This is a genomic window from Inquilinus ginsengisoli, from assembly GCF_050434925.1.
GTDB lineage: Bacteria > Pseudomonadota > Alphaproteobacteria > DSM-16000 > Inquilinaceae > Inquilinus > Inquilinus ginsengisoli_B.
On the sequence record NZ_JBNDJK010000001.1, the window covers coordinates 2,931,363 to 2,949,069 of the forward strand.

Annotated in this window: 16 protein-coding genes; 10 read left to right on the forward strand and 6 right to left on the reverse strand. The window is 69.8% G+C overall.

Annotation, left to right across the window (positions count from 1 at the left end):
* Positions 1 to 13 precede the first annotated feature (13 nt).
* A complete protein-coding gene (locus QFZ27_RS13890; protein WP_429226984.1) occupies positions 14 to 1,351 on the reverse strand; it encodes an ABC transporter substrate-binding protein in 1,338 nt (445 codons plus the stop codon).
* Positions 1,352 to 1,637: 286 nt separating this feature from the next.
* Here QFZ27_RS13890 and QFZ27_RS13895 point away from each other — a divergent pair, with 286 nt between their 5' ends.
* Positions 1,638 to 2,387, forward strand: a complete 750-nt coding sequence (locus QFZ27_RS13895) for a sugar phosphate isomerase/epimerase family protein (protein ID WP_429232453.1) — start codon at positions 1,638 to 1,640, stop codon at positions 2,385 to 2,387.
* A 27-nt stretch (positions 2,388 to 2,414) separates the two neighbouring features.
* A complete protein-coding gene (locus tag QFZ27_RS13900; protein ID WP_429226985.1) occupies positions 2,415 to 2,789 on the forward strand; it encodes a hypothetical protein in 375 nt (124 codons plus the stop codon).
* 420 nt (positions 2,790 to 3,209) lie between these two features.
* Here QFZ27_RS13900 and QFZ27_RS13905 read toward each other — a convergent pair whose 3' ends face one another.
* The 3 genes from QFZ27_RS13905 to QFZ27_RS13915 form a co-directional block, all read right to left on the reverse strand.
* Positions 3,210 to 4,532 carry an LLM class flavin-dependent oxidoreductase gene (locus tag QFZ27_RS13905; RefSeq protein WP_429226986.1) on the reverse strand — a complete coding sequence of 441 codons (1,323 nt, stop codon included), beginning with the start codon at positions 4,530 to 4,532 and terminating at the stop codon, positions 3,210 to 3,212.
* A gap of 113 nt (positions 4,533 to 4,645) precedes the next feature.
* On the reverse strand, positions 4,646 to 4,963 hold the full coding sequence (locus tag QFZ27_RS13910) for a hypothetical protein (protein ID WP_429226987.1): 318 nt from the start codon (positions 4,961 to 4,963) through the stop codon (positions 4,646 to 4,648).
* An 89-nt stretch (positions 4,964 to 5,052) separates the two neighbouring features.
* Positions 5,053 to 6,129 carry an excisionase family DNA-binding protein gene (locus QFZ27_RS13915; RefSeq protein ID WP_429226988.1) on the reverse strand — a complete coding sequence of 359 codons (1,077 nt, stop codon included), beginning with the start codon at positions 6,127 to 6,129 and terminating at the stop codon, positions 5,053 to 5,055.
* A 164-nt stretch (positions 6,130 to 6,293) separates the two neighbouring features.
* Here QFZ27_RS13915 and QFZ27_RS13920 point away from each other — a divergent pair, with 164 nt between their 5' ends.
* From QFZ27_RS13920 to QFZ27_RS13950, 7 genes are all read left to right on the forward strand, one after another.
* Positions 6,294 to 7,931 carry a GMC family oxidoreductase gene (locus QFZ27_RS13920; RefSeq protein WP_429226989.1) on the forward strand — a complete coding sequence of 546 codons (1,638 nt, stop codon included), beginning with the start codon at positions 6,294 to 6,296 and terminating at the stop codon, positions 7,929 to 7,931.
* A 151-nt stretch (positions 7,932 to 8,082) separates the two neighbouring features.
* On the forward strand, positions 8,083 to 8,589 hold the full coding sequence (locus QFZ27_RS13925; RefSeq protein WP_429226990.1) for a winged helix-turn-helix transcriptional regulator: 507 nt from the start codon (positions 8,083 to 8,085) through the stop codon (positions 8,587 to 8,589).
* Positions 8,586 to 9,695 carry an HlyD family secretion protein gene (locus tag QFZ27_RS13930; RefSeq protein ID WP_429226991.1) on the forward strand — a complete coding sequence of 370 codons (1,110 nt, stop codon included), beginning with the start codon at positions 8,586 to 8,588 and terminating at the stop codon, positions 9,693 to 9,695. The genes QFZ27_RS13925 and QFZ27_RS13930 overlap by 4 nt, the downstream gene beginning before the upstream one ends.
* Positions 9,692 to 11,287, forward strand: coding sequence for a DHA2 family efflux MFS transporter permease subunit (locus QFZ27_RS13935; RefSeq protein ID WP_429226992.1), 1,596 nt, complete (start codon positions 9,692 to 9,694; stop codon positions 11,285 to 11,287). Before QFZ27_RS13930 ends, QFZ27_RS13935 begins: the two co-directional genes overlap by 4 nt.
* On the forward strand, positions 11,277 to 12,692 hold the full coding sequence (locus QFZ27_RS13940; RefSeq protein ID WP_429226993.1) for an MATE family efflux transporter: 1,416 nt from the start codon (positions 11,277 to 11,279) through the stop codon (positions 12,690 to 12,692). The genes QFZ27_RS13935 and QFZ27_RS13940 overlap by 11 nt, the downstream gene beginning before the upstream one ends.
* Positions 12,693 to 12,772: 80 nt before the next feature.
* A complete protein-coding gene (locus tag QFZ27_RS13945; protein ID WP_429226994.1) occupies positions 12,773 to 13,477 on the forward strand; it encodes a polyamine aminopropyltransferase in 705 nt (234 codons plus the stop codon).
* A 112-nt stretch (positions 13,478 to 13,589) separates the two neighbouring features.
* Positions 13,590 to 13,925, forward strand: coding sequence for a hypothetical protein (locus QFZ27_RS13950; protein ID WP_429226995.1), 336 nt, complete (start codon positions 13,590 to 13,592; stop codon positions 13,923 to 13,925).
* Here the strand turns inward: QFZ27_RS13950 and QFZ27_RS13955 are convergent.
* The gene (locus QFZ27_RS13955) at positions 13,889 to 16,117 is read right to left on the reverse strand and encodes a TRAP transporter permease (RefSeq protein ID WP_429232454.1); all 2,229 of its coding nucleotides are present in this window, start codon (positions 16,115 to 16,117) and stop codon (positions 13,889 to 13,891) included. The genes QFZ27_RS13950 and QFZ27_RS13955 overlap by 37 nt on opposite strands.
* 149 nt (positions 16,118 to 16,266) lie before the next feature.
* Between QFZ27_RS13955 and QFZ27_RS13960 the strand changes: the two genes are divergently transcribed.
* Complete coding sequence (locus tag QFZ27_RS13960) at positions 16,267 to 16,560, forward strand: hypothetical protein (RefSeq protein WP_429226996.1); 294 nt, start codon at positions 16,267 to 16,269, stop codon at positions 16,558 to 16,560.
* 140 nt (positions 16,561 to 16,700) lie between these two features.
* Here QFZ27_RS13960 and QFZ27_RS13965 read toward each other — a convergent pair whose 3' ends face one another.
* Positions 16,701 to 17,678 carry a TAXI family TRAP transporter solute-binding subunit gene (locus tag QFZ27_RS13965; protein ID WP_429226997.1) on the reverse strand — a complete coding sequence of 326 codons (978 nt, stop codon included), beginning with the start codon at positions 17,676 to 17,678 and terminating at the stop codon, positions 16,701 to 16,703.
* Between the last annotated feature and the right edge of the window lie 29 nt (positions 17,679 to 17,707).

A 17,707-nucleotide genomic window follows, 5' to 3' on the forward strand; every position in this document is an offset into this window, starting at 1 on the left:
GCCGGCCCCGAGCTCAGAGGACGGTGAAGCCCTGGTCGTTGGCATAGGCCACGACGGTGTCCTGCACGCGGTCGAAGGCTTCGGCCAGGGTGCCGTTGCCGGCAATGGCGGCGGCCATCTCGTCCTGCAGCTGCTGGTTCACATAGTCCTGGAACGGCGCGAACTCGAAGCTCGGGTCGACCTGGTTCTCGGAGACGACGAAGATCTCGTTGACCTTCTGGCCGCCGTAGAAGTCGTAGCCGTGGCCCATCAGCTCCTTGTCGTCGATCAGCGATTTCAGCACCGGGAACAGGAACTGCTTGGTGTTCCACAGCCGCGCCGCCTCCGGGTCGCTGCCCATGAACTGGGCGAACAGCGCGGCCTCCTTCGGGTGCTGCGACGAGGTGAAGGCGGCGAAGGTCGACCCGCCCCAGTTCGAGGTGACCTTGCCGCCCTTCTCCCATTGCGGCATCGGCGCCGCCCGCCACTGGCCGAAGCTCTTCTTCATCGACTGCTGCATCAGCACCGGTGCCCAGGCCGCAGTGACCCAGGAGGCGTAGGTGCCGGCATCCAGCCCGGCGAACCATTCGGTGGTCCACATCGGCTTGACGTCGACCGCCTTGGCGTCGATCAGCTTCTGCCAATAGGCGGCCCATCTCTTGGCGATGTCGTCGTTCAGCGCGATCTTGATGCTGGTGCCGTCGAGGTGGAACGGCCGCCAGCCGGCCTGCCACAGCACGGCGCAGACCCAGCCGGCATCCGAGGCGCCGAAATCGCACATGAAGGTGCCGGGCGCCTTCTCCTTCAGCTTGATCGCCTGCTCGGCATAGTCGCCCCAGGTCTCGGGCACCGACAGGCCGTGCTTGTCGAACACGTCGGCGCGGTACAGCAGGCCCATCGGCCCGCTGTCCCAGGGCACGGCATAGACCTTGTCGCCGTCGGTCACCGACTTCCAGGTCCAGTCGACGAAGGCGCTGCCGATCTCGCCGGCACCGTGCGGTGCCAGATCGGCCAGCACGCCCAGCTGCTTGAAGCTGGCAATCGAGTTGAACTCCATCTGCGCCACGTCCGGCAGGCCGCTGCCGGCCTTGATCGCGTTGCGCAGCTTGACGTAGTGCGGCGGGCCCTGGCCCACATTCTCCAGCTTGACCGAGATGCCGGGGTATCTCTTCTGGAACAGGTCGATCTGGCTCGGGATGTCGGGCGTCCAGGCCCAGAACAGCAGCTCGACCTTGTCCTGCGCCCGCGCCATGGCCGGCAGCCCCGCCACCGCCGGCGCCACCAGCGCGCCCGCGGTGCCCTGCAGGAAGCGACGCCGGTCGAGCGTCGGTCCCATGGCTGATCCCGGCTGGGTCCCGGTCGTCTCCGACATTTCGTTGCCTCCCTGGATGCCAGTGCCCCGATCCCGCAATGCGAGTCGACGATTCCTTGCAACAATCAGAGCATGGGAGGCCGCTCCTCTGTCAATGCGGCACGGTGCCGGCGGCGGTTTGTTCCGAATGCGGACATCGCCGCCTCGATCCGGCTGGCGGGGCAGGGGGCGCCGTGCCTAACCTGCCGGTCGACGCCCTCCGAGCCGGTGACCATGATGCTCCCCGATCTCGTTCCAGCTCTACTCCGCCCGCCATTTCCCGCCGCTCGAGGCCCAGCTCGACTGGCTGGCGCAATGCGGCTACGACGCGGTCGAGCCCTGGCTGCCGGCCTATGAGGCCGACCCCGCCCAATTCCGCCGCCAGATCGATGCCGCCGGCCTCGCCTGCTCCGGCTTCCACATGCCGCTGGCCGGGCTGGTGGCCGAGCCGCAGCGGTTCTTCGACTATGCTCATGCCCTGGGCACCGACACGCTGATCCCGCCCTACCTGACCCCGGCGGAGCGCAGCATCACCGCCGATGGCTGGCGCTGGGTTGGGGCGCAACTGGCGGAGGGTGCCGCAGCGGCCAAGGCCGAGGGGCTGAAGGTCGCCTGGCACAACCATGATTTCGAGTACCGCCGGCTGGAGGACGGCCACCGGCCGATCGACCTGCTGCTGGAGGCGGCGGGACCGGGCGTCGATTTCGAGATCGACATCGGCTGGGTCACCCGCGGCTGGGCCGACCCGGCGCAGGAACTGGCGCGCTACGCCGACCGCATCACCGCGATCCAGTTGAAGGACACGGCCCCCGCCGGCACCGCCGCCGACGAGGGTTGGGCCGCGACCGGCGACGGCATCATCGACTGGCCGTCCCTGGCCCCGCTGTTCGGCAAGACTCGCGCCGCGGTGCTGGTGGTCGAGCACGACAACCCGTCCGACTGGAAGACCTTCGCCGCCCGCTCGATCGACTACATCCGGCGGCTGGTCGGGGGGATGACGGCCGAGGCATCCGAGGAAGGCGCCATAGAGATCATGACGGGGCGCCACGCGAAGTGAGCCGGGATGCGAACTGTAGAGACATCGTTGGCCGAGTTCCTGAAGACCGGCCGCATCGGCCCCATTCGTGAGGGCATGAAGAGATCCGATGTCCGGCGCATTCTCGGATATCCGCAGACCGGAGGCTGGGCCTATCAGCGGGGCAGCTCGCCCTGCTGGTACTACGGGTCGGTGGAGATCGGCTTCTACGCTCGTGGCCTATACCGCGATCGAGTGGACTATCTGCAGGTGGGGCGCGGACGGGACAACCGTTTCACCGGCTGGGGGCGGCTGCGCTTTCATGACGACGGGTTCCGCCCCCTTACCGCGACCCTGCCGGAGATCCAGCGGTTTGGGAGAGTCCATGGAATTCCCCTCCTGCCGATCTGGAACAAGCTTCAGAACCCCGAGCCCGGGCTCTGACGCCCGGCGGCGTGTGCATATGGCTGGGTGAGGATGATGAAACCGGGGAACGCTTCTTCGGAACCTTCATAACGGACACCTGGCGCTGGTACACCGCTCCCCACATGCCGGTTGGCTATCGGCTGGGTGCCGCTGGCGGCCCATCACTCCGGACATGATCTCTGGCGAGGGAGTGATCGTCGCAGCCGCCGCATGCCACCATCACAACGGTGCATTGGCCGGCCCGGCATGAAGCGGGCTTCATTCCTGCAGGGGCGTGGTCAAGCTAGCGACAGGGAATGAAGAACCGGAGGATTTTCTAGCTTTCCAATCCGGGCATCAACGAATCGGCAGGCGAGCTTCAGACCCTGGCGCCCCTTTACTCCTAGCCCCGAGAGCCGGCCTTTGCGGGGCGGCTCCCGGGGCCTGCGAGGCGCTTAGTTAGAAGAACCGGTTCTTCGGCCGCGGCAGGCCGAGATGGTCGCGCAAAGTCGTGCCCTCGTATTCCTTCCGGAACAGGCCGCGGCGCTGCAGCTCCGGCACCAACCGGTCGACGAAATCATCGAGGCCGCCGGGCAGGTACGGGAACATCACGTTGAAGCCGTCCGAACCCCGGGTCTCCAGCCATTCCTCCATCTCGTCGGCGATCGTCGCCGGCGTGCCGACGAAGGCCAGGCCGGCATAGCCGCCCAGGCGCTGGGCCAGCTGGCGCACGGTCAGCCCCTCGCGCTCGGCCAGCTCCAGCACCCGCTCGCGGCCGGTCTGGCTGGCATTGGTCTCCGGGATCGGCGGCAGCTTCGCGTCCGGGTCGAAGCCCGAGGCGTCGGTGCCCAGCGCGATCGACAGCGAGGCGATGGCACTCTCGTAATGCACCAAGCTGTCAAGTTTCGCCCGCTTGGCCCGCGCCTCCTCGACCGTGTCGCCGACCACGACGAAGGCGCCGGGCAGGATCTTCAGATGGTCGCGGTCGCGGCCGACCGCCGCCATCCGGCCCTTCACATCGGCGTAGAAGCGCTGCCCGGCGGCGAGGGTGGAGCCGGCGGCGAACACCATCTCCGCCGTCTCCGCCGCCAGCTGCCGCCCGGACTCCGATGCGCCGGCCTGCACGATCACCGGCCAGCCCTGCGGCGTCCGGGCGATGTTCAGCGGCCCGCGCACCGACAGATGCGGCCCCTTGTGGTCCAGCACATGCAGCTTGGCCGGGTCGAAATAGATCCCGCTCTCGACGTCGCGGATGAAGGCGTCGTCGGCCCAGCTGTCCCACAGCCCGGTGACCACGTCGTAGAACTCGCGGGCGCGGTCGTAGCGCTCGCCATGCTCCATGTGCTCGTCCAGGCCGAAGTTCAGCGCCGCGTCCGGGTTCGAGGTGGTGACGATGTTCCAGCCGGCGCGGCCGCCGCTGATATGGTCCAGCGAGGCGAAGCGCCGGGCGATGTGGTAGGGCGCGTCGAAGGTGGTCGAGGCGGTGGCCACCAGCCCGATCCGCTCGGTCGCGCCGGCCAGCGCCGACAGCAGGGTGAACGGCTCGAACGAGGTCACCGTGTGGCTGCGCTTCAGCGCCTCCAACGGCATGTTCAGCACGGCCAGGTGGTCGGCCATGAAGAAGGCGTCGAAGCGGCCGCGCTCCAGCGTCTGGGCGAAGCGCTTCAGGTGGCCGAAGTTGAAATTGGCATCCGGATAGGCACCGGGATAGCGCCAGGCGCCGGTGTGGATGCTGACGGGGCGCATGAAGGCGCCGAGATGCAGCTGGCGGTCGCGACTCAAAGGTCACCTCTCGCCCTGTCGGGGCGGGTTGCGGGCATGTCCTCGGCGGCGTGGCGGCATTCTGGACGCGAAGGGCCGGGCCGCGCAACGGGAACGCGTCGACTGCGGCTGGGCTAGGATCGCGGGCGCAGCCAGGCCAGCAGCGACCGCGCGGCGGCCAGGCCCAGGACGATCATCGGCACGACCACGACCAGGGCCAATTCGGCGACCAGCGCGCCCGCCACCCCTCTGATCGCCAGGGCCAGGAGTGGGTGGTCGGACGGGCGGACGACCGTCACGCTGAACACCCCCCATGCCAGCGCCGTCGCGATCGTGACCAGCCGAATGGCCCAGCGGCTCGGCTTGAACAGCACGGTCAGGAGGCAGGCGGCCAGGACCAGCGGGTTTTTCACCGTGGTCAGGAAGTGCAGGAAGATCTCGTGGGTCCCCATCACGCCGATCCTGCCGCCCCGGGGCCCGTCGATCCATCGCAAACCGGAGATGCCGGACGGAGAAGGCCATCCGGCCCGGCGGTGCCCGGCTAGCGCCCGGCGGTCTGGCCGTGCCGGCGATTCAGCGACTCCAGGGCCCGGCGCAGCCGGCGGCCGGTGTCCCGCCGCTGCACCTCGGCCGACGCCAGGGCGGCGAGGGTCAGCAGGCAGCGCCGCTGTTCCTCGTCCAGGATCCGCGGGACATGGTCGATGACGCAGAGCGACCCCAAGGCGAAGCCATCGGCATCGACCACCGACGCGCCGGCATAGAAGCGGAAGGCGGGCTCGCCGGTGACCGCGGGATTCGCCCTGAACTCCGGATCCAGGGCCAGGTTCTCGACCGCGAACACCCCCTTCTGCAGGATGGTGCGGTTGCAGAAGGCCCAGCTGCGCGGCGTCTCGGCCATGTCCAGCCCCTGCCGCGACTTGAAGACCTGGCGGGTCGGAGTCAGCAGCGTCAGCAGGGCGATCGGTGCAGCCAGGCAGCGGCCGGCAAGCCAAGTCAGCCGGTCGAAGTCCTCCTCCGGCGGGGACCGTACCAACCCGGACCGGTCGAGCGCCGCGAGGCGCTGGTTCTCGTTCGCCGCCAGCGCGTAGGGAGGGGCGGGATCGGCGGTGTCGGAGGGATCCGTCCGGTCGCGCAGCAGGTCCCGCACGGCATCCGGCAGCAGATCGGGCGAGGCCAGGCCGGGGCCGCCCACCGCCAGGATGTGCGTGCTGCCCAGCGCGGGATTGGCCGTCAGGCTGCGCAGCAGCGCCGCCCGCTCCGCATCGCCGTCCTCGAGATCGACGACCACCACGCCCGGCAGGCGCGAGCCGATGGCGAAGGCCGCCGCGTGGACGTCGTCATAGCCGTCCATCAGGGCTTCCCCGACGCCGCGCAGGACCTCTTCGTACCGGCCCAGCCGGGCGCGGGACGCGACCACGATGACCAGTGCGGAGGAGAAGGCGGGAGCCGGGACGGTGCCGGAGACGAGCGCCTCGACATCCGCACGGTACACGCGGCGATGGCCGCCCGGGGTCTTCCACGAGGTCAGCGATCCGCCCTCGATCAGCAATTGGGCCGTGCGGACGGAGATGCCCAGCAGCTTCGCCGCCTGCGCGGTGGTCAGGATGTCGTTCGGCATTCGGCCTTCCTTTTGCCCGGCCATTCTAGCGATCCCGTTATGGACAATCCCACCGCGATCCTATGAGTTTCCAAAATTTGATGTATTTACTATAATTGATATATTTGATAATTCAACCATCGTGCGGGCTTGGAACGGCCTGGGCTTCATAGGAAGGACATTCAGTGGACGAGACCATCAGCCCCGATGCCGACGCGGCGGGGCACGCCGTCGCCGTTGCCGCCAACCAGCGCCGGCTGCGCGCGGCCCTGAAGCCCGGCTACGATTTCATCGTCTGCGGCTCGGGCTCCTCCGGCTCCGTCGTGGCCCGCCGCCTGGCGGAGGACGGGCGGGCCTCCGTGCTGCTGTTGGAGGCCGGCGGCACCGATGACGTCGACAGCGTGCGGCAGGCCGGGCAATGGCCCGCCAACCTCGGCACCGAGCGGGACTGGGGCTTCCAGGCCGAGGCCAACCCGGCCCTCAACGGGCGCCGGCTGCCGCTCTCCATGGGCCGGGTGCTGGGCGGCGGCTCCAGCATCAACGTCATGGTCTGGGCCCGCGGCCACCGGAACGACTGGGAGCATTTCGCCGAAGCGGCGGGCGATCCCGGCTGGGGCTACGAGGCGGTGCTCGGCGTCTACCGCCGGATCGAGGACTGGCAGGGCGCGCCGGATCCGCTGCGGCGGGGCAAGGGCGGCCTGGTCCATGTCGAGCCGGCACGCGACCCCCACCCGGTCGCCTGGGCGATGCTGGAGGGCGCCCGGTCGGTGGGCATCCCGACCTATGACGACCAGAACGGCGCGCTGATGGAAGGCGAGGGCGGCGCGGCCATCGCCAATGTTCGGATCCGCGACGGCCGGCGCCTGTCGGTGTTCCGCACCTATGCCTATCCGCTGATGGACCGGCCCAACCTCACCGTGCTGACCGGCGCGCTGGTCACCCGGATCCTGTTCGATGGCCGGCGCGCCATCGCGGTCGAGATCCTGCATGAGGGCCGGTCCAAGCGCATCGCCGCGGGCAGCGAGATCGTCCTTTCGCTCGGCGCGATCAACACCCCGAAGGTGCTGATGCAGTCGGGTGTCGGCCATGCGGACGACCTGGTCCGCGCCGGCATCGGTGTGGTGGCGGACCTGCCGGGTGTCGGCCGTAACTTCCAGGACCATCTCTTCGTCCCCTGCGTCTGGGAAGCCAGGACTCCGATCACGCCCCGGAACAATGCGGCGGAGGCGACCTTCTTCTGGAAGAGCGACCCGTCGCTCGACACGCCGGACCTGCAGCCCTTCCAGCTCGAAGCGCCATTCAGCACGGCGGAAACGGCCCATTACGAGCCGCCGGCCGGGTCTTGGTCGATGCTGGCCGGCATTGTCCGGCCCCGCAGTCAAGGGCGGCTGCGCCTGACAGGGCGAAACCCGGCCGATCCTCTGGCGATCGAGGCGAATACCCTGTCCGACCCGACCGACATGAAGGCGCTGATCCGCTCGATCGAGCTGTGCCGGGATATCGGCAACTCCGCCGCGCTGCGGCCCTTCGTCCGGCGCGAGGTGATGCCGGGTGCCCTGGCGGGCGACAGCCTGGAGGCCTTCGCGCGCGACGGGGCGGCGACCTACTGGCACCAGACCGGCACCGCCCGGATGGGCCGGGACTCGCTGTCCGTCGTCGACGGCCGGCTGCGCGTCCACGGCATCGACGGGCTGCGCGTCGCCGACGGGTCGATCATGCCGCGGGTGACCACCGGCAACACCATGGCGCCCTGCGTGGTGATCGGCGAGAAGGCGGCGGCGTTCATCCTGCAGGATGCGGGTGGCGGCCCGGCCACCGGCTAGGGCTTCACGAGCCGCATCAAAGAGCAGTGTTCCAGCATATGGCCGGGCCTCGTGCCCGGCCATGTCCATTTCGGTCGCCCGAAGTTACTTGCATAATGATAGTGACGAGCATATATGGCGGTCGTCATTCAATAACGGCGCAGGCATCGCCATGCAGCGCAAGAGCCTCGGCAACCCCCAATGTCCCGTCGGCCGCAGCCTGGACCGGGTCGGCGAGTGGTGGAGCATCGAGATCCTGCGGGAGGCCTATTATGGCGCGACCCGCTTCGACGAGTTCCAGAAGAGCCTGGGCATCGCCCCCAGCATGCTGACCCGGCGGCTGAACAGCCTGGTCGAGGCTGGGCTCATGGAGCGGCGGCGCTACAGCGAGAAGCCGCCGCGCGACGAGTATGTGCTGACCGAGACCGGCCGCGATTTCCGCACGGTGGTGTGGTCGCTGGTCGCCTGGGGCAACCGCCATTTCGCGCCGGAGGGCGCCAGCATCCAGCTGGTCGACCGCGAGACCGGGGCCGTCGCCGACCCGGTGCTGTTCGACCGCAACAGCGGCCGGATCATGACCCCGCGCGAGTTCAGGCCCGGCCCGGGCCCCGCGGCCGACGAGCGCACGCAGCGCCGGCTGGCCCGCGCCAGCTTAATTTCAGCGGAGGCCGCGCCGTGAACGCCATCGTCCTCGACCGCGACACCTCGACCCCGGTCCAGGCGCCCGTCGCGCGGAAGCCGCGGCTGACGAGGAAGCGCCTGGCCCTGTCCGGCGCGGCGCTGGTCATCGTCCTCGGTGGCGGCTGGTACGGCCACGATTGGTGGACGGTCGGCCGCTTCTTCGAGAGCACCGACGACGCCTATGTCGGCGGCAACATCACCGTGATCGCGCCCAAGGTCGCCGGCTTCATCGCCACCCTGGCGGTAACCGACAACCAGCCGGTCCATGCCGGCGACCTGCTGGTCCGGCTGGACGACCGCGACTACCGGGCGGCGCTGGCCAAGGCCGAGGCCGCGGTGGCGCAGCAGAACGCGACCCTGGCCAATCTCGACGCCACCTACCGGCTGCAGCAGGCGGTGATCGCCCAGGCCCAGGCCGGCATCGCCGCCGCGGATGCGCAGGTCGTGCGCACCCGCGACGACCAGATGCGCTACCAGCAGCTCTCGGCCCGGTCCTTCGCCTCGGTCCAGACCTTCCAGAAGGCCGATGCCGACCACAAGTCGGCGGTGGCCGACGGCCAGAAGGCGCAGGCGACGCTCGACGCGGCGCAGCGCCAGCTCGACGTCATCGACACCCAGAAGCAGCAGGTGCGGGCGGCGTTGACCGCGGCCGAGGCCGATCGCGACACGGCGCAGCTGAACCTCGGCTACACCGAGATCCGGGCGCCGATCGACGGCACCATCGGCAACCGCGCCGCCCAGGAGGGCGCCTACGCCACCGTGGGGGCGCAGTTGCTGGCGATCGTGCCGGCCACCGGCCTGTGGGTCGACGCCAACTTCAAGGAGACGCAGCTGGCGCAGATGCGCGCCGGCCAGGCGGCGACGGTGACGGCCGACGTGCTGCCGGGCGAGGTCTTCCACGGCCATGTCGCCAGCCTGGCGCCAGCCACCGGCGCCCAGTTCAGCGTGCTGCCGCCGGAGAACGCGACCGGCAACTTCACCAAGATCGTGCAGCGCGTGCCGGTGCGCATCCTGCTCGACGGCGACGCGTCGGAACTGGGCCGGCTGCGGCCCGGCCTGTCGGTGACCGCCGATGTCGACCAGCGGGAAGGCGCCGGGAAATGAGCGCCGCCGCGGCCCCTCCCGCCGCCCCTGCAGGCGTTGCCGGGCTGACCGAGGGCCAGAAGATCTTCGCCTTCGCCGTGATGTGCGTCGGCTTCTTCATCGCGCTCCTCGACATCCAGATCGTGTCGGCCTCGCTGCGCGACATCGGCGGCGGCCTGTCCGCCGGCGTCGACGAGACCGCCTGGGTGCAGACCAGCTACCTGATCGCCGAGATCATCGTCATTCCGCTCTCCGGCTGGCTGTCGCGGGTGATGTCGACGCGCTGGCTGTTCAGCGTCTCGGCCGCCGGATTCACCCTGACCAGCCTGCTCTGCGGCTGGGCCTGGGACATCAACAGCATGATCGCCTTCCGGGCGCTGCAGGGCTTCCTCGGCGGGTCGATGATCCCGACCGTGTTCACCGCCGCCTTCGCCTTCTTCCGGGGGCCGAAGGTGGTGGTCGCGGCCGCCACCATCGGCGCGCTGTCGTCGCTGGCCCCGACGCTGGGCCCCACCATCGGCGGCTGGATCACCGACAACTACTCCTGGCACTGGCTGTTCTTCGTCAACCTGATCCCCGGCATCTTCATCACCATCGTGGTGCCGATCCTGGTCAAGATCGACAAGCCGGACTGGTCGCTGCTGCGCGGCGCCGACTATCCCGGCATGGTGCTGATGGCGCTGTTCCTCGGCTGCCTCGAATACACGCTGGAGGAGGGGCCGCGCTGGGACTGGTTCGGCGACGACAGCATCCGCGCCACCGCCTGGATCACGGCGATCAGTGGCGTGCTGTTCATCTGGCGCAGCCTGACCTTCGACCGGCCGGTGGTGGATTTGCGGGCGCTGAAAAGCCGCAACTTCGCGCTCGGCTGCTTCTTCTCCTTCGTCACCGGCATCGGCCTGTTCTCCACCATCTACCTGACGCCGCAATTCCTCGGCCGGGTGCGCGACTTCAGCGCCTACGACATCGGCCTGACGGTGTTCTCGACCGGCGTGTTCCAGATCATGGCGATCCCGGTCTACACATGGTTCGCCCGGCGCTTCGACTTGCGCTGGCTGATGATGTTCGGCCTGTCCTGCTTCGCCCTCTCGCTGTGGCTGTTCACCCCGATCACCCATGAGTGGGGCTGGCGCGAATTCCTGCTGCCCCAGGCCTTCCGCGGCTTCTCGCAGCAATTCGCGGTGGCGCCGGCGGTGACGCTGACCCTCGGCGGCCTGGCGCCGGACCGGCTGAAGCTCGCCTCCGGTCTGTTCAACCTGATGCGCAACCTGGGCGGCGCCATCGGCATCGCCGCCTGCGCCACCATCCTGAACGACCGCACCAACCTGCATTTCCTGCGGCTGGCGGAGCATCTGACCCCGTCCAACCCGGCGATGGTCGACCTGGTGCAGAAGGTGACGGCGGCGCAGACCGTCGCCCTCGGCGGCGACGCCCAGCGCGGCCACGCGGCGGCGCTGCAGCAGCTGTGGGCGCTGACCATGCGCGAGGCCCAGACCCTGACCTATGCCGACGCGTTTCTCGTGCTCTGCGTCTGCCTGACCATCGCGGCCATGATGGTGCCGCTGATGCGCAAGGTGGCGCCACCCAAAGGACCTTCCGCCGATGCGCACTGACGCCGCCCTGGCCGACAGCCCGGCCGTCCCCAGTGGCGCGGCCCCGGCGCCCGCCGCGCTCAGCGCCCGCACCCGGATGCTGCTGCACGGCCCGATCGTGCCGACCATCCTGCGCTTGGCCTGGCCCAATGTGCTGGTGATGCTGGCCCAGGCCTCGACCGGGCTGATCGAGACCTGGTGGCTGTCGCATCTCGGCACCGACGCCCTGGCCGGCATGGCGCTGGTGTTCCCGCCGGTGATGCTGGCGCAGATGATCTCGGCCGGCGCCATCGGCGGCGGCATCTCTGCCGCCGTGGCCCGGGCGATCGGCGGCGGCCGGCGCGGTGACGCCGATGCGCTGGTGCTGCATGCGATCGTCATCAACCTGGCGCTCGGCCTGCTCTGCACCGCCGGCATGCTCGCCTTCGGCCGGCCGGTCTACCGGCTGCTCGGCGGCAGTGGCGGGGCGCTGGAGGCGGCGCTGCTGTATTCCGACGTCGTCTTTGCCGGCAGCGTGCTGGTGTGGCTGATGAACGGCCTGGCCAGCGTGATCCGCGGCACCGGCAACATGCTGGTGCCGGCGCTGGTGACCTGCGGCGGCGTGGTGTTCCTGGTCCCGGTGTCGCCGCTGCTGATCTTCGGCTTCGGGCCGATCCCGGCGCTCGGCGTTGCCGGCGGCGGCGTGGCGCTGCTGGCCTATTACCTGGTCGGCACCGCCGTGCTCGCATGGTACGTGCTGTCCGGGCGGAACCTGGCGCGGCTGCGCCGGTCGCCGCTGCGGTGGGGCTTCTTCGCCGACATCCTGCGGATCGGCGCCGTCGGCGCCCTGAACTCGCTGCAGAGCAACGTCGTCATCGCCGTGGTCACGGCGCTGGTGGCGGCCGCCGCGGGGGTCGACGCGGTGGCCGGATTCGGCACCGGGGCCCGGCTGGAATACCTGCTGATCCCGCTGGTCTTCGGCCTCGGCGCGCCGCTGGTGGCGCTGGTCGGCACCAATATCGGCGCCGGCCAGCCGGACCGGGCGCTGCGCATCGCCCTGACCGGCGGGGCCATGGCCTTCGCCTTGACCGAGACGATCGGCCTGGCCGCCGCGATCTGGCCGCACGCATGGCTGGCGCTGTTCAGCGCCGATCCGCGGATGCTGGAGACCGGCACCGCCTATCTCCGCATCGTCGGCCCGGCCTATGGCTTCTTCGGCCTGGGGCTGGCGCTGTACTTCGCCTCGCAGGGGGCGGGACAGCTGGCTTGGCCGCTGATCGCCGGCGGGCTGCGGATGGCGCTGGCGGTCGGCGGCGGCTGGTTGGCGCTGCGCTGGACCGGGTCGCTCGACGCGCTGTTCGCCGGCCTCGCCCTCGGCCTCGCCGCCTACGGCCTGACCATGCTCGGCGCGATCGCCTCCGGCGCCTGGTTCCGCCGCCGGCCCTGACCGCCGCTGGAAGGGATGCGCCGGCCGCCGGAATCGGCGACAACTCCGTCTTTCTTGCGGGAAGAGGGATGGCCGGCGGGATGGCCTGGGTTCACATGGATAGCGCCGCGCTCGGCGACAGCGTGCTCGACCTCTATGAGCGCGACGGCGTCTACATGATCCGGGTCGACGGCTGGGAGCTGATGAACGGCGAATACCACGAGTCGGAGGACCGGCTTGGCGAGCTCGCCGCTCAGCTGGCCCGCCGCCCCGATCCCGACATCCTCGTCGGTGGCCTCGGCCTCGGCTTCACCCTGGCCAGCCTGCACCGGCATCTCGGCGCCGCCGGGCGGGTGACGGTGGCCGAGCTGTCCGAGGCGGTGATCCGCTGGTTCGATCGCCACACGAAGCCGCGAACGCTCGGCGACCATCCCTTCAGGATCCGGCAGGGCGACGTCCTCGCCGTGGCGGCCGAAGGTTCCGCCGAGGGCCCTGCCTTCGATGTCATTCTCCTCGATGTCGACAACGGGCCGGAGCCGCTCTCCGCCGCCGGGAACGCCGCGCTCTACGGGGCGGACGGCCTCGGCACCCTGCGCCAGGCGCTCAAGGCCGACGGGATCCTGATGGTCTGGTCGGCCTTCGAGGATCCGGAGTTCGTCGGCCGGGCCCGGTCCGCCGGGTTCTCGCCCGCATCGCTGCCGGTGTTCCGGCCGGGCCGGGCGGAGCCGTTCCATCTGGTCTATGTGCTGTCGGCGTCGCCGTTCCGGCCGGGTGAGCTGGACCGGTTCGGGCTGCAGCCGCTGTAGGCTCCGCTGGACCGCTCCGCACCCGGCGTGTACACGCTGGGGGCCAGTCGTGCCTGCTGGCCGGAGGATTTCCTTGCCGTTCCTGAGACTTCTGTCTGCCGCAGCAGCTGCCTTGCTGCTGCTCGCCGCCTGCGCCGAGCCGCAGACGCCCGAGAGCTATGTCGCGGCGGCCAAGGAACGCTTCAGTGAGCGGATCGCCCCCTACCAGGACCACCCTTCGGCCCAGATCATCGGCGATCTCGGCCCGCCCGACCAGGACACCCCCACCAAGGAAGGCGGCCGCAAGCTGGTGTGGGAGCGGCACGACAGCAAGACCATTGAGGACAAGGTCCTGCCGATCGTCTGCACCGTCACGGCGCTGACCAACAGCGACGACATGGTGTACTTCGTCATGGCCGGCGGCAACACGGTCTATTGCTCCGAGGTCTTTGCCGCCAACCCCTCCTGACCCGACCGCCGGTTATGTGAGGGCAGCCCGCCGGCGCGGCTCCATTGCAGCAGCGCGACCAGCCCGGCCAGCGCCAGCGCCGGCAGATAGACCCAGAAATGCGGCGGCCGGTCCGCCGGCTTCAGCACCGCGGTGATGTCGTAGCCGGCCTCCAGCCCGGTGCGCCTTGCATAGGAGCCGAAGCCGACGTCGGTGATCGTCACCCCGTCGGCGCTGACGCCCAGCCCGGCCGCGCGCAGGCGCCTGGCCGGGTCGGCCTGCGGCTCGCCGAGCGGCAGGCTGACGGTCTTGCGCACCTCCTCGCCTTCGATCGACAGGCCCTCGACCACGAAGGTCAGGCGCTGGCCGCCCGGCGCCGCCGCGACCTCGGCCAGGAAGGTGGCGGGGGCCTGGGTGACGGTGGACGGGTAGACGCGGTCGAGCCACCAGTCCGGCCGGAACAGGGCGAAGCAGGCGACCAGCAGCAGCGCGCTCTCCCACAGCCGTGACCGGGTCACGAAATAGCCCATGGTGGCGGCGGAGAACAGCAGCACCGCGGCGAAGGTGACGGTGACGATGGCGGCGAGGTCGGCCCAGCCCTCGACCCCGATCAGCAGCATGCCGGGGTTGAACACGAAGACGAAGGGCAGCACCGCGGTGCGCAGCGAATAGAGCGCGCCCTGGAACCCGGTCTTGATCGGGTCCTCGCGCGAGATCGCGGCGGCGGCGAAGGCGGCCAGGCCGACCGGCGGGGTGATGTCGGCCATGATGCCGAAATAGAACACGAACAGATGGACCGCGATCAGCGGGATGGCCAGGCCGGCCTGGGCGCCGAGTTCGACCACCACCGGGGCCATCAGCGTCGCCACCAGGATGTAGTTGGCGGTGGTCGGGATGCCCATGCCGAGGATCAGGCTGATCACCGCGATCAGCGCCAGCATGATCATGACGTTGCCGCCGGACACCGCCTCGACCAGCTCGGTCATCATCAAGCCGAGCCCGGTCAGGGTGATGGTGCCGACGATGATGCCGGCGGTGGCCGTGGCGATGCCGATACCGATCATGTTGCGGGCGCCGAGGCCCAGCCCGTCGACCAGCTCGGCCAGCGACCGGCGCAGCGCCTGCGGCAGATCCTGCCGGCGGAACAGGGCCAGCATCGGTCCGCGGGTGGCGAGAATGCCGATGATCGCGACGGTCGCCCAGAAGGCCGACAGGCCGGGCGACATCTGCTCCACCATCAGGCACCACAGCAGCACCACCAGCGGGATCAGGAAGTCGAGGCCGGTGCGGGTGACGTCCCAGGCGCGGGGCAGGTGCAGCAGCGGCGTGTTCGGGTCGTCGATGGCGAGGTCCGGGAAGCGCGCGGCATAGGCCAGGCTGGCGCCGTACAGCACCAGCCCGGCCAAGGCCAGGACCCAGGCCGCGGCGGCGCCGAACGCCGCCTGCGCGGCGAGGATGCCGTAGTACAGCAGGCCGAGCGCGGCGATGCTGCCGCTGAGGCCGAGGCCGGTGCGCAGCATGCGGCTCCGCAGCGCCACGTGCTCGCGCGGGATCGGCTTGCTGCCGATCTTCAGCGCCTCGAGATGGACGATGTACAGCAGCGCGACATAGGAGGCGATGGCCGGCAGCAGGGCGTGTTTGACGATCTCGGAATAGGGGATGCCGACATACTCCACCATCAGGAAGGCGGCGGCGCCCATCACCGGCGGCATGATCTGGCCGTTGATCGAGGACGCGGCCTCGATCGCCCCCGCCTTCACGCCCGAAAGGCCGGTGCGCTTCATCAGCGGGATGGTGAAGATGCCGCCCGACACGACGTTGGAGACGGAGGAGCCGGAGACCACGCCGTTCAGCGCCGAGGACACGACCGCGACCTTGGCCGGGCCGCCGCGCAGATGGCCCAGCAGGGCGATCGAGATCTGCATCATCCAGTTGCCCGCCCCGGCCTTGTCCAGCAGGGTGCCGAACAGCACGAACAGGAAGACGAAGCTGGTCGAGACGCCCAGCGCGATGCCGAAGATGCCCTCGGTGGTCAGCCACTGGTGCTGCAGGAACTTGGTCAGCGACGCGCCCTTGTGCTGCACCACCTCGGGCATCCAGGGGCCGGCGAAGGTGAACACCATGAACAGGATGGCGACGCCGACCATGGGCAGGCCCAGCGCCCGCCGCGTCGCCTCCAGCAGCAGCAGGACGCCGGCGCCGGCGGTGACCAGGTCGAGCGTGGTCGGCTGGCCCCGGGCGCTGCGCTAGCTCGCGGTAGAACAGGAACAGATAGGCGCCGGCGAAAGCGCCGATGACGGCCAGGATCCAGTCGATCGCCGGCACCCGGTCGCGGCGCGACCGGGCAAAGGCGGGATAGGCGGTGAGGGCCAGGAACAGGGCGAAGCCGAGATGGATCGCCCGCGCCTCGGTGTCGTTGAACACGCCGAAGCCGACCCGGAAGGGCAGGGGCGAGGCGTACCACAGCTGGAACAGCGACCAGGCGATGGCGACGACCGCCAGCAGCGCCGCCGCCGCCCCGGCCGGCTTGCGCCCGCCGGTGTCGGCCTCGGCGACCAGCTGCTCCAGCTCCGCGCTCGGTTGCAGCCCCGGCGTGTCGGTCATGACCGCCTCTCCCTGCTTGTTGATGCTGGAGGTCGAAGAGACCGTCAGATGAGGAGGCAGCCCTCTTTATCTGTCATTGCCGGGCTTGACCCGGCAATCCAGAGGGTCTCGACAGCCTCTGGATGCCCGGGTCAAGCCCGGGCATGACAGTGAAAAGAAGGTCCATTCCTCCATCCGACCTCTCGGCCGGCGTCACAGCCATCCCTTCTCCTTGTAATACCGCTCGGCGCCCGGATGCAGCGGGGCGGAGAGGCCGGCCTTGACCATCTGCTTCGGGTCGAGATGGGCGAAGGCCGGGTGCAGACTCTTGAACTCGTCGAAATTCTCGAACACCGCGCGGACCAGCTGGTAGACCGCCTCCTCGTCGGTGCCGGCGGAGGTCACCAGCGTCGCCGTCACGCCATAGGTCTCGGTCGCGTCCGGGTTGGCGTTGTAGAGGCCGCCGGGGATGGTGGCGCGGGCGTAGTAGGACTTCTCGGCCAAGAGCTTGTCGACCGCCGGGCCGGTCAGCGACAGCAGCTTGGCGCCGCAGGTCGTGGTCGGGTCCTGGATGTTTGCCGACGGGTGGCCGACGCCGTAGAAGAAGCCGTCGATCTTGTCGTCGCACAGGGCTGGCCCGTGCTCGTCGGCCTTCAGCTCGGAGGCCAGCGAGAAATCGGCCAGGGTCCAGCCCAGCGCCGTCAGCAGCTCCTCCATCGAGGCGCGGGTGCCGGAGCCGGGATTGCCGACGTTGAAGCGCTTGCCTTTCAGGTCGGTGAAGGCGGCGACGCCGGCCTCCTTGCGCACCAGCACGGTGAACGGCTCGGGATGGACCGAGAACACCGCCCGCAGCTCCGGGAACGCGCCCGACTCCTTGAACGCCCCGGCGCCGTTCAGAGCGTTGAACTGGATGTCCGACTGGGCCATGCCGAAATCCAGCTCGCCCCCCCGGATGGTGTTGACGTTGAAGGCCGACCCGCCGGTCGATTCGACCGAGCAGCGGATGCCGTGGGTCTTGCGGTCCTTGTTCAGCAGCCGGCAGATCGCGCCGCCGGCGGCGTAGTAGACGCCGGTGACCCCGCCGGTGCCGATGGTGACGAAGCGCTGCTGCGCCGCGGCCGGGCCGGCGCCCAGAGCCAGCGCCGCCGCGGTGACGGCGGCCAGCAGCGATGCGGTGACCTGAAGCCTCATGATCTCTCTCCCCTTATGATCGTGTGCAT